Genomic DNA, 11,066 nt, shown 5'->3' on the forward strand with positions numbered 1-11,066 from the left:
AAACGAGCTGTTCACAGTTCCCATTGCATTGAGCAGAAAGTCATGTCCCAGTAGCTCAGCTGGATAGAGCAACGCCCTTCTAAGGCGTCGGTCGGGCGTTCGAATCGCTCCTGGGACGTAATTATGGAAAAGCCTTTCAGCCGGTCATCGGCTGGAGGGCTTTTTGTATGTTTGGACATTGTGTGAAGCGGCAGAAAAAAATGAAATTATTTTTTCAGAAACCCTTCCAATCGAACAACCGGATTTGCTAAACTGTTTTGTGATTATAGATGAATCAGAGAAAGAAGGATGAACTGGAATTGCTGACGAAACTGCCGGTTAAAATAGTGATCGCTGCTTTGATATTGCTTGTGGGATTCAGCGGCACCGCCGCTTATGATATATGGACTTATGCTAAAACTTCCGAGCTCGTGAAGGCGGATGCCGCCATCGTGTTGGGCACCGCGGTGTGGGGGGACGAACCATCGCCTGTGCTCCGTGAACGGATCAATCACTCCATTTGGCTATATGAAAACGATTATGTCGAAAAGATCATTTTTACCGGCGGCAAGACCAATGGTTCGGAACTGGCTGAGGCGGTTGTTTCAAAAAACTATGCGATAGCGCATAATGTCCCAGCAGAAGATATTTACATAGAAGATCGTTCCATGGTGACGATTGAAAACTTCCGCTTCGTTGCTGAAATCGCCGAGTTGCATGAACTGACGGATTTTCTGGTGGTAAGCGATCCGCTTCATATGAAACGTGCGCTGCAGATGGCTGAGGATACCGGCTTCGAAGCTTTCACTTCACCGACTACGACTTCCGAATACAATTCACTGACGACGATCGTGCCGTTCTTTTTCCGTGAAGTCGGCGCATACATGGCCTACTCACTGTCTATCGGCGATTAACTCCTGAAAAATCTTTCCCTGTTGGGGAAGGATTTTTTATTTTATTCGATTCATAAAATGATAAAGTAAGTGGTATAGTAAAATAAATGCGGGGACCGCCGCAAAAGGTTTAAATCTTGTGAAATAGGCAATGTTCAAGGGTATAGACAATAATTGCGCGACGGAGGTGATAAGATGCGTAAAAAATACAGGGAATTAAAGCGGAAAGGCAACGTCGTCGTTTTTCCGACTACGATTGAACGGCTGCTGACAGAAGGGATGACGCTGCTGAAGCAGGAGCGTTATGAGGAAGCGAGGGATGGTCTTTATCAGGTGCTGACCTATGAACCGGAGCATCCGGCTGCGCTCGGGGCTTATTCCTATTGCCTATATGAGCTTGGCGATTACGATGAAGCGCTGGAAGTGTGCCGTGAGCTGCTGAAAGTCGGACCGATCCATTACCTTGAAACGATGGAATTATACATAAGCATATTGATGCAGGTTCGGGAATTTGAAGAAGCGGAGCGGGTAATCGAAGCGCTGATCGATGAGAAAGTCTTGCCAGAAGAACGTTTGGAACAATTTCATCTGCTGCGGGACCTCAATGAGCGGATCGCCTCGAAATCGATCGAAAAGATCGACGCTGACCAGTTTACGCCGGAAGTTTTTCTGAAATTGAATCCTTATGAGCAGGAACGCAAAGTGATGGAATTGCCGCCATCGTCGTTCAAGCCGTTGAAAGATAAGCTGATTGCACTCGTCGAACATCCGGAAATTGATTTATTGGCGAAGACATACATATTATTCATCATGCAGCAGGAAAAAATAATAGCTAAGGTCAACATACATAAGTTTCATTATATCGGCGAGTTCAATATCTCAGACCTTACAGATCCTCAGGAAAGCCCGCGTGTACACGACATAAAAACGATTTTTGCCGAGCAATTGGCGAAGGATCCGACACGCCTGGAAATGGCGAACGAACTGTTTGAACGACATGTCTATCTGTTCTATCCTTTCCTGATGGATGAGTACGATGCAAAAGAAGTGGCGGAAGCCTATATGTCCTATCTGGATTTATTGTTCACAGGCGTAGCGGACGAGACGAGTGATGAAGACCTGCAAAATCTGTTGATGCAAGCGGAAATGTGGTTTGAAATGCGTAACAGATAGAAATAGTTGAACCTCGTATCATGTGTGATATAATATTGAAGTTGTCAAAATTCGTATAAACGTATGAATGACTTTTGTAAAAAATGTTTGGAGGGCTTATATATGTCAGCAAAATGGGAAAAACAAGAAGGTAACACAGGAACACTTACAGTTGAAGTTCCAGCAGAAGAAGTTAATGCCGGACTGGACAAAGCGTTCAAGAAAGTCGTAAAAGAAATCAACGTACCAGGATTCCGCAAAGGGAAAATGCCGCGCCAAATGTTCGAAAAACGTTTCGGTGCAGAATCTCTTTACCAGGATGCTTTGGACTTCATCTTGCCGGATGCTTATGCAAACGCTGTTGAAGAAGCGGGAATCAACCCAGTTGACCGCCCTGAAATCGATATTGAAACAATCGAAAAAGGCCAGCCGCTTGTATTCACTGCAAAAGTGACGGTTAAACCGGAAGTTGAGCTTGGTGAATATAAAGGACTTGAAGTTTCAAAACCTGAAACTGAAGTGACTGATGAAGAAATCGAAGAAAAATTGAAAGAGAACCAGGAGCGTTTCGCTGAACTTGCTGTTAAAGAAGACGAAGCGATCGTTGAAGGCGATACTGCAGTGATCGATTTCGAAGGATTCGTCGATGGCGAAGCTTTTGAAGGCGGAGCAGGAAACGACTATTCTCTTGAAATCGGATCGAATTCATTCATCCCAGGCTTTGAAGAGCAATTGGTAGGCGTGAAATCAGGTGAAGAAAAAGATGTTGAAGTAACATTCCCTGAAGAATACCACGCTGCTGAACTTGCAGGAAAAGCTGCAACGTTCAAAGTGAAAGTGAATGAAGTTAAAGCAAAAGAGCTTCCAGAGTTGAACGACGAGTTCGCTAAGGAAATCGATGCTGAAGTATCAAGCCTTGATGAACTTCGCACAAAAATGAAAGAAGCGGCTGCAGCTGAAAAAGCTTCAAACGCTGATGCGGCTGTACGCGACGAATTGGTGCAAAAAGCTGCTGAAAACGCAACAATCGATATCCCGCAAGCAATGATCGATTCTGAAATGGACCGCATGATGCAGGACTTCGAACAACGCTTGACGCAACAAGGCATGAATCTTGAGCTTTACTTCCAGTTCTCCGGACAGGACGAAGCGGCTCTTCGCGAGCAGATGAAAGGCGACGCGGAAACTCGCGTACGTGTATCATTGACGCTAGAAGCGATTGCAAAAGCTGAAAACATGGAAGTCACTTCTGAAGACATCGACAAAGAACTTGAGAAGATGTCTGGCCAATTCAACATGGATATCGAGCAGATCAAAGCTGCATTAGGCGGCACTGAAATGCTTGAAAATGATATCCGCATGCAGAACACTGTTGAATTCCTTGTAGAAAACGCTAAAATCAACTAATATTGCATAACACATAAGTTTTAATAAGAACAAGGCGCGGAGACGCGCCTTGTTTTCTCTACATAGAAGATAATTGTTTGCACATAGGCTTTGCGCAGCGGCATGAATCTAATTAGTTGCTCAAAGCTATAGAATCTTGTAAGATTATGGCTTGAATAGGGGTGAATACATTGTTCAAATTTAATGACGAAAAAGACCATCTAAAATGTTCATTCTGTGGCAAACCACAAGAGCAGGTTCGTAAACTGGTTGCAGGACCGGGTGTATATATTTGTGACGAATGTATTGAGCTTTGTACGGAAATCGTAGAAGAAGAGCTTGGTACCGAAGAGGCAGTGGAATTCAAGGAAGTGCCTAAACCGAAGGAAATCATGGATATCCTCGGCGGCTATGTAATCGGCCAGGACAAAGCGAAAAAATCGCTTGCCGTCGCTGTTTACAACCACTACAAACGTGTCAATTCGCAAAGTAAGATCGATGATGTCGAGCTTTCCAAGTCGAACATCGTATTGATCGGACCAACAGGAAGCGGTAAAACTTTATTGGCCCAAACTTTGGCCCGTATCCTGAATGTTCCTTTCGCTATTGCGGACGCAACATCTCTGACTGAAGCCGGCTATGTCGGTGAAGACGTCGAGAACATTCTGTTGAAACTGATTCAGGCAGCAGACTATGATGTGGAACGTGCTGAAAAAGGCATCATCTATATCGATGAAATCGATAAAGTGGCCCGTAAATCTGAGAACCCGTCAATTACTCGTGACGTATCAGGTGAAGGCGTTCAGCAGGCATTGCTGAAAATTCTTGAAGGTACGACTGCAAGTGTTCCACCGCAAGGCGGACGCAAGCATCCTCATCAGGAATTCATCCAGATCGACACGACGAATGTCTTGTTCATCGTGGGCGGAGCCTTTGACGGAGTAGACCAAATCATCAAACGCCGTCTTGGCAATAAAGTCATCGGTTTCGGTGCGGATCCAAACAAAGAAGAGCTTGACGACAAATCATTGCTCAGCCAATTGATTCCTGAAGACTTGCTTAAGTTTGGTCTGATTCCTGAGTTCATCGGCCGTCTGCCGGTATTGGCTAGCCTTGAACAATTGGATGAAAAAGCATTGGTGCAGATCTTGACTGAACCGAAAAATGCTTTGATCAAGCAATACCAGAAAATGATGGAGCTTGATGGCGTTGAATTGACGTTCGAAGACGAAGCACTGGTTGAAATCGCCAAACTTGCGATTGAACGCAAAACAGGTGCCCGCGGACTTCGTTCGATCATCGAGAACGTCATGCTGGATGTCATGTTCGACTTGCCTTCACGCGAAGACATCGTTGAATGTGTCATCACAAAAGAGACGATTACCGATAAAGTTCAGCCAAAACTCATCTTGGAAGATGGCTCTGAATACATTGCAGATAATAATGAGAAAACATCCGCATAATTTAGGATGATATGGGCTGACTCAGATTGTGCACATCCGCGCGGTCTGGGCTCAGTCCATTTTTTTGGTTTTTTAGATGAATTCGCTCCAGAAGGACGCTTTCCGCGGGGAGCGGCCTGAGCCTCCTCGCTCGCTTCGCTCACTGTGGGGTCTCAGGACACGCTCTGTATCCCGCAGGAGTCGCCTTCTTTCGCTCATTCATCTTAAATTGGTTCACTTAGATATGGAGCAAAACAGCAAAGACTCCCAGGGGAACAGAAACGGAGTTGGCTTTCCAACTCCGTTTCGAGCGAAGTGCTGAGATCCACTCGAGCGATGGGTAGCGAGCCCGAGTAAGCTCAGTGCAAGCCCCCAGGAAAGCGGAGCTGTTTTGCGGAATATCGATTTTGAAATTTTATTGTATGGAATAGATACACACACCCGGAGGTGGCTTATAGATGGCTAAGAAGAAAGTTACAAAACGAGTGCCTTTATTGCCGCTGCGCGGACTTCTTGTTTTCCCGACTATGGTATTGCATATTGATGTCGGACGCGAGCGTTCGGTGGCTGCACTGGAACAGGCATTATTGGAAGATAATATCGTCTTCCTTGCAACTCAAAAGGATATCAGTGTCGAGCAGCCTGAAAAAGAGGATCTGCAGAAAATCGGCACGATGGCGTATGTGAAACAGATGCTGAAGTTGCCGAATGGCACAATCCGTGTGCTGGTCGAAGGACTGGAACGCGGTCAGTGGAAGTCTTATGAAGAAGAAGAAAACTTCGCAGTTGTGGAAGTGACTTCATTCCCTGATGAGACTGAACGGGATGCGGAGCAGGATGCGTTGATGCGTCTATTGCTCGAGCATTTCGAGAAATATTCCAAAGCGTCGAAAAAAGTGACCAACGAAACCTATAAAACGGTTGCGGATATTGAAGAGCCTGGCCGCCTGGCGGATATGGTCGCTTCTCATCTGCCGCTGAAAATGGCTGGCAAACAGGAAGTCCTTGAGACTTTTGATATCAGCAAGCGTCTTGAAATGCTGATTGGGCGTCTGCACAATGAGCACGAAGTCATCGACTTGGAGAAACGCATCAATCAGCGCGTCAAAAAAGCGATGGAGCAGACGCAAAAAGAATTTTATTTGCGCGAGCAGATGAAGGCGATCCAACAGGAACTTGGAGACAAAGATGGCAAAACGGGTGAAATTTCCGACTTGAAAAAGCGGATTGACGCAGCTGGCATGCCGGAATCGACGAAAAAGACGGCGCTTAAAGAGCTTGACCGTTACGAAAAACTGCCTTCTGCAGCAGCGGAAAGCGGCATTATCCGTAATTATATCGAGTGGCTCGTGACGATTCCGTGGTCTGAGAAAACGGAAGACCGTTTGGATATCAAATATGCTGAAGAAGTATTGAACCGGGATCACGACGGATTGGAGAGCGTCAAAGAACGCGTCCTCGAATATTTGGCAGTTCAGCAGATGACGAAATCACTGCGCGGCCCGATTTTGTGCCTAGTCGGACCACCAGGTGTCGGTAAAACGTCTTTGGCAAAATCGATCGCTGAATCGCTCGACCGGAAATTTGTCCGTATTTCACTTGGCGGCGTCCGTGATGAATCTGAAATCCGCGGCCATCGCCGTACGTATGTCGGGGCGATGCCGGGACGTATTATCCAAGGAATGAAAAAAGCGGGGACGGTCAATCCGGTATTCCTTCTTGATGAAATCGAGAAAATGTCGAATGACTTCCGTGGAGACCCTTCTTCAGCAATGCTGGAAGTGCTGGATCCTGAACAGAACAATTCATTCAGCGACCATTATATTGAAGAAACCTATGATCTTTCGAATGTGCTTTTCATTGCGACAGCGAATGATCTCAGTTCCATTCCTGGACCGCTGCGCGACCGCATGGAAGTGATTTCGATCGCTGGCTATACAGAAGCTGAGAAAACACAGATTGCGAAAAACCATCTGGCGCCGAAGCAATTGGAAGAGCATGGTTTGACTGCTGAACAATTGCAGTTTACAGATGAGGCTTTATTGTCCATCGTCCGTTACTACACTCGTGAAGCGGGCGTCCGTGGACTTGAACGCCAGCTGGCAGCGATTTGCCGGAAAGTGACCAAGCAGATCGTATCAAAAGAGACGGAAGCTGTGGAAGTTACGGAGAAAGAAGTCGAGGAGTATCTCGGCAAACGCAAATTCCGTTACGGCATGGCTGAGACGGAAAACCAGATCGGTGTTGCAACGGGGCTTGCCTATACGACTGTCGGCGGTGACACGCTGCAGATCGAAGTATCGTTATCACCAGGCAAAGGGAAATTGCAGTTGACTGGTAAACTCGGCGATGTCATGAAGGAATCGGCGCAGACAGCTTTATCGTTTGTCCGCTCAAGAGCTGAATCGCTTGGCCTGGATCCGAATTTCCACGAATCCCATGATATACACATCCACGTTCCCGAAGGCGCTGTACCTAAAGATGGCCCATCTGCGGGTGTCGCCATTGCGACTGCATTGGTGTCTTCATTATCAAAACGTCCGATCCGCCGCGAAGTGGGGATGACAGGAGAAATTACATTGCGCGGCCGCGTCTTGCCGATCGGCGGCGTGAAGGAAAAAACATTGAGCGCACACCGCGCTGGGCTCACTACTATCATTTTGCCGAAGGACAACGAACGTGACATCGAAGATATTCCGGAAACAGTCCGCGAACAATTGACGTTCAAATTTGTATCCGAGGCAGACGAAGCGCTTGAAATCGCTTTAGAAGGAGTAAACAAATGAAAGTTAATAACGTAGAACTAGTAATCAGTGCCGTGCGTCCGGATCAGTATCCGGAAGACGGCCTGCCGGAATTCGCTTTAGCGGGACGTTCGAATGTCGGTAAATCTTCATTTATCAATAAAATGATCGGCCGTAAAAGTATGGCGCGTATTTCTTCGAAACCCGGAAAGACGCAGACGCTGAATTTCTATAAGATAGAAGAAAAACTATTCTATGTGGATGTTCCCGGCTACGGCTACGCCAAAGTTTCAAAAGGTGAACGAGAAGCATGGGGCAAGATGATTGAACGCTATATCACGGACCGCGAACCGTTGCGGGCTGTGATTCAGATTGTCGATTTGCGCCATCCGCCGAGCCGTGACGATATCGCGATGTATGATTTCATGAAGCATTACGACATCCCGTGCATCATCATCGCAACGAAAGCGGATAAGATTCCAAAAGGCAAATGGGACAAGCATAAGAAAATTGTCCGTGACACGCTTGAAATGGAGAAGTCGGATCCGTTGATCGTCTTTTCATCCGAAACAGGACTCGGCAAAGACGAAGCCTGGAAAGAAATCGAAAGCAGAATGTAAGAAGGGGAGCGCGGCTGAGGCTGCGCTTTTTTTTATGGAGAAAAACTGAATGGCTAAGTTCGGGTGGGGGGACCCCGCCCACTGGGCAGTCCGCGGATGCGGACTGCTTTCAAATCAAATGTCTTTTCTTTTGGTGATAATGATAGTGGTGGATGAGTCGGCTGATCCGGTCAATTTTCAGCTGAGTGATCATAGAATCGTTTGAATGATCATAGAATCGAATAAGTGATCATAGAATCCCGAAAAGCAATTTTAGAACCTCCAAACCCGCTCCCATCTTTCCAAAAAACCGATTTCATTCCCCAAGTAAACTGACAAATTCGAATACGAGCGTTATCCTTGTCCTGCAATATTCCCAATGCTAGAATTAGTTTATAATCATTATAAAGAGAAACTTTAATCAGTGCGGAGCTTGCTTTCCACTGACCATTATTTTGGGACAAATAGCATATCTTCATTGCTTGTTCACAATTTCAAAAGCTTATAAAGCATTGATAGTGGTATACTTATATATATGAAATATGGAACGTGAAAGGTGTTTTGAACCCATGCATACATTAGTAGTCGGGGTGAACTACCGATCTGCACCCGTGGAAATCCGCGAGAAGTTGTCGTTCATCGAAAATGAGCTTCCACAGGCGATGCAGGCTTTGAATAAACAAAAAAGCATACTGGAGAACGTCATCGTATCTACGTGCAACCGCACGGAGATCTACGCGGTGGTCGACCAGCTCCATACAGGCAAATACTATGTGAAGCAATTCCTGGCGGATTATTTTGATATTCCGCAGGAGTCGTTTTCACAGTATTTATTTGTGCATGAAAAAGATGAGGCTGTCGAGCATCTGTTCCGTGTTACAGCGGGAATCGATTCGATGGTTCTTGGCGAAACGCAGATTCTTGGACAGGTGAAGGGGAGTTTCCTTGCCGGCCAGGAAATCGGCACGACGGGTACGGTTTTCAACCAATTATTTAAGCAGGCGGTGACGCTTGCAAAACGGGCGCATTCTGAAACGGCGATCGGTGAAAATGCCGTATCGGTTTCATATGCGGCAGTTGAACTGGGCAAAAAGATTTTTGGCGCGCTTAAAAACAAGCATGTTGTCATCCTTGGCGCCGGCAAGATGGGCGAACTGGCGATTAAGAATCTTCAAGGCAGCGGAGCGGACCGCATTACGGTCATTAACCGCACATTCGAAAAAGCGGAAGTACTGGCTGATAAATTTGGCGGCAAAGCGAAGCCGCTGAATGAACTGCAGTGCGCATTATTGGATGCGGATATCCTCATTTCATCTACAGGTGCACAGGACTTCGTAATCGATTTGGAGCTTATGCAATTTGTTGAGAAGCTGCGCAAAGGCAAGCCTTTATTCCTTGTGGATATTGCTGTGCCGCGTGATATGGATCCGCGCATCGGCGATTTGCCGAATGTATTCCTTTATGATATCGATGATATGCAAGGCATCGTCAACGCCAACTTGGCGGAACGCGAACGCGCTGCAACTCAGATTGTTTCCATGATTGATAAGGAAGCACATCAATTCAATGACTGGCTGACGACTCTTGGCGTAGTTCCGGTGATTTCGGCATTGCGCGAAAAAGCGCTTGGAATCCAGGCGGAAACGATGGCGAGCATCGAGAACAAGATGCCGGACCTGACTGACCGTGAGAAGAAAATCCTGAACAAACATACAAAATCAATCATCAATCAATTGCTGAAAGAGCCGATCCTTCAAGCGAAGGAAATGGCCGGAGCGCCTAAATCACGTGAACAGCTTGAGTTGTTCCAGCAGATTTTCGGCATTGAAGATGAAGTGCAAGTACAGATTGAACAGCAGTCAAAAGCGGCGTTGGTAAAAGCTGAGAAAGCTGCTGAAGAAAAACAGAAGCAACAGCAGAAACAGGAATCACCCGGATATTCATTTTAATCGGTTGGAAAGAGGCGTTTTCGGATCTATATGTTAAAATGTAGAGACGAAGCGCCTTTAACTATGGAAATGAAGGGGAATGGGATGGCTGATATAACAATGGCAAGGCTGCACGAAGCTATGGTTATTCTATATGCTGTCAGCCTTGTTTTTTATTTTTTGGATTATGTATATAAAGAGAAGAAGGCGGCGAAGATTGCCATGTCGCTGCTTGGCGGCGTATGGCTGCTTCAGACGGTGTTCCTGATATTTTATATGATGGAAACACAGAGATTTCCGGTGCTGACCTTATTTGAAGGCATCTATTTCTATGCCTGGCTGCTGGTCACGCTGTCGCTCGTACTCAGGATTTTCTACCGGTTCGATTTCGCGGTATTCCTGATCAACATCATCGGATTCATCTTCATGACAATCCACACATTCGCGCCGGTCCAGATTGAGCGGTCGCCGGTCGGGGAATCATTGATCTCCGAATTGCTGCTGATTCATATCAGTTTCGCGATTCTTTCCTATGCGGCATTTTCGCTGTCGTTCGTCTTTTCGCTCCTCAATGTGCTGCAATACAGGCTCTTGAAACGCAAAAAATGGACTAAGCAATGGAACAGCCTGCCGTCACTCGGACAGACTGAGCGAGGGATGTCGATTTCGATCGGCGTCGGCATTTCGCTGCTGTTCGTGTCGCTCGTACTTGGCCTGCAATGGGCGTACATAGCGCTCTTTGATTTCTCGATTTTCGATTTGAAGATCGTCGGTTCATTTATACTCGTGGTCGTCTACAGTATAATCCTGTGGCGCCACCAGAAAGGCACATTGAATGGCATGTCCTATTCATTGGCCCATATCTATGCGTTTTTAGTGCTGCTGATTAATTTCTTTCTCGGCAGCCGTTTATCGGAATTTCATTTTTGGTATTAAAGAAAGG

General features: G+C 46.3%; 9 protein-coding genes and 1 tRNA gene. All 10 read left to right on the plus strand.

Features of this window, described 5'->3' with window-relative positions:
- Positions 1 to 44 precede the first annotated feature (44 nt).
- The 10 genes from D2910_RS00875 (at position 45) to D2910_RS00920 (ending at position 11,059) form a co-directional block, all read left to right on the plus strand.
- Positions 45 to 118: transfer RNA gene (locus tag D2910_RS00875), tRNA-Arg, on the plus strand.
- A 151-nt stretch (positions 119 to 269) separates the two neighbouring features.
- Entirely contained in the window at positions 270 to 893 is a 624-nt protein-coding gene (locus D2910_RS00880; protein ID WP_117312099.1) for a YdcF family protein, read from the plus strand.
- Between the two features lie 174 nt (positions 894 to 1,067).
- Complete coding sequence (locus tag D2910_RS00885; RefSeq protein WP_117312100.1) at positions 1,068 to 2,045, plus strand: tetratricopeptide repeat protein; 978 nt, start codon at positions 1,068 to 1,070, stop codon at positions 2,043 to 2,045.
- 102 nt (positions 2,046 to 2,147) lie between these two features.
- Positions 2,148 to 3,431, plus strand: a complete 1,284-nt coding sequence (gene tig / locus D2910_RS00890) for a trigger factor (RefSeq protein WP_117312101.1) — start codon at positions 2,148 to 2,150, stop codon at positions 3,429 to 3,431.
- Positions 3,432 to 3,601: 170 nt separating this feature from the next.
- Positions 3,602 to 4,873, plus strand: a complete 1,272-nt coding sequence (gene clpX / locus D2910_RS00895) for an ATP-dependent protease ATP-binding subunit ClpX (protein ID WP_084246347.1) — start codon at positions 3,602 to 3,604, stop codon at positions 4,871 to 4,873.
- 437 nt (positions 4,874 to 5,310) lie between these two features.
- Positions 5,311 to 7,638, plus strand: coding sequence for an endopeptidase La (lon, locus tag D2910_RS00900; protein ID WP_084246345.1), 2,328 nt, complete (start codon positions 5,311 to 5,313; stop codon positions 7,636 to 7,638).
- The gene (gene yihA / locus D2910_RS00905) at positions 7,635 to 8,216 is read left to right on the plus strand and encodes a ribosome biogenesis GTP-binding protein YihA/YsxC (RefSeq protein WP_117312102.1); all 582 of its coding nucleotides are present in this window, start codon (positions 7,635 to 7,637) and stop codon (positions 8,214 to 8,216) included. The genes lon and yihA overlap by 4 nt, the downstream gene beginning before the upstream one ends.
- 49 nt (positions 8,217 to 8,265) lie before the next feature.
- On the plus strand, positions 8,266 to 8,421 hold the full coding sequence (locus D2910_RS16795; protein ID WP_165850118.1) for a hypothetical protein: 156 nt from the start codon (positions 8,266 to 8,268) through the stop codon (positions 8,419 to 8,421).
- Between the two features lie 343 nt (positions 8,422 to 8,764).
- Complete coding sequence (gene hemA / locus D2910_RS00915; protein WP_117312104.1) at positions 8,765 to 10,144, plus strand: glutamyl-tRNA reductase; 1,380 nt, start codon at positions 8,765 to 8,767, stop codon at positions 10,142 to 10,144.
- A gap of 84 nt (positions 10,145 to 10,228) precedes the next feature.
- The gene (locus D2910_RS00920; RefSeq protein WP_117312105.1) at positions 10,229 to 11,059 is read left to right on the plus strand and encodes a cytochrome C assembly family protein; all 831 of its coding nucleotides are present in this window, start codon (positions 10,229 to 10,231) and stop codon (positions 11,057 to 11,059) included.
- Positions 11,060 to 11,066: the final 7 nt, after the last annotated feature.

Source organism: Planomicrobium okeanokoites, assembly GCF_003428875.1.
Lineage (GTDB): Bacteria > Bacillota > Bacilli > Bacillales_A > Planococcaceae > Planococcus > Planococcus okeanokoites.

Coding starts and splice junctions, on each gene's coding strand:
- D2910_RS00880 (WP_117312099.1), top strand. CDS start 270: ATGAATCAGAGAAAGAAGGATGAACTGGAATTGCTGACGAAACTGCCG.
- D2910_RS00885 (WP_117312100.1), top strand. CDS start 1,068: ATGCGTAAAAAATACAGGGAATTAAAGCGGAAAGGCAACGTCGTCGTT.
- tig (WP_117312101.1), top strand. CDS start 2,148: ATGTCAGCAAAATGGGAAAAACAAGAAGGTAACACAGGAACACTTACA.
- lon (WP_084246345.1), top strand. CDS start 5,311: ATGGCTAAGAAGAAAGTTACAAAACGAGTGCCTTTATTGCCGCTGCGC.
- yihA (WP_117312102.1), top strand. CDS start 7,635: ATGAAAGTTAATAACGTAGAACTAGTAATCAGTGCCGTGCGTCCGGAT.
- D2910_RS16795 (WP_165850118.1), top strand. CDS start 8,266: ATGGCTAAGTTCGGGTGGGGGGACCCCGCCCACTGGGCAGTCCGCGGA.
- hemA (WP_117312104.1), top strand. CDS start 8,765: ATGCATACATTAGTAGTCGGGGTGAACTACCGATCTGCACCCGTGGAA.
- D2910_RS00920 (WP_117312105.1), top strand. CDS start 10,229: ATGGCTGATATAACAATGGCAAGGCTGCACGAAGCTATGGTTATTCTA.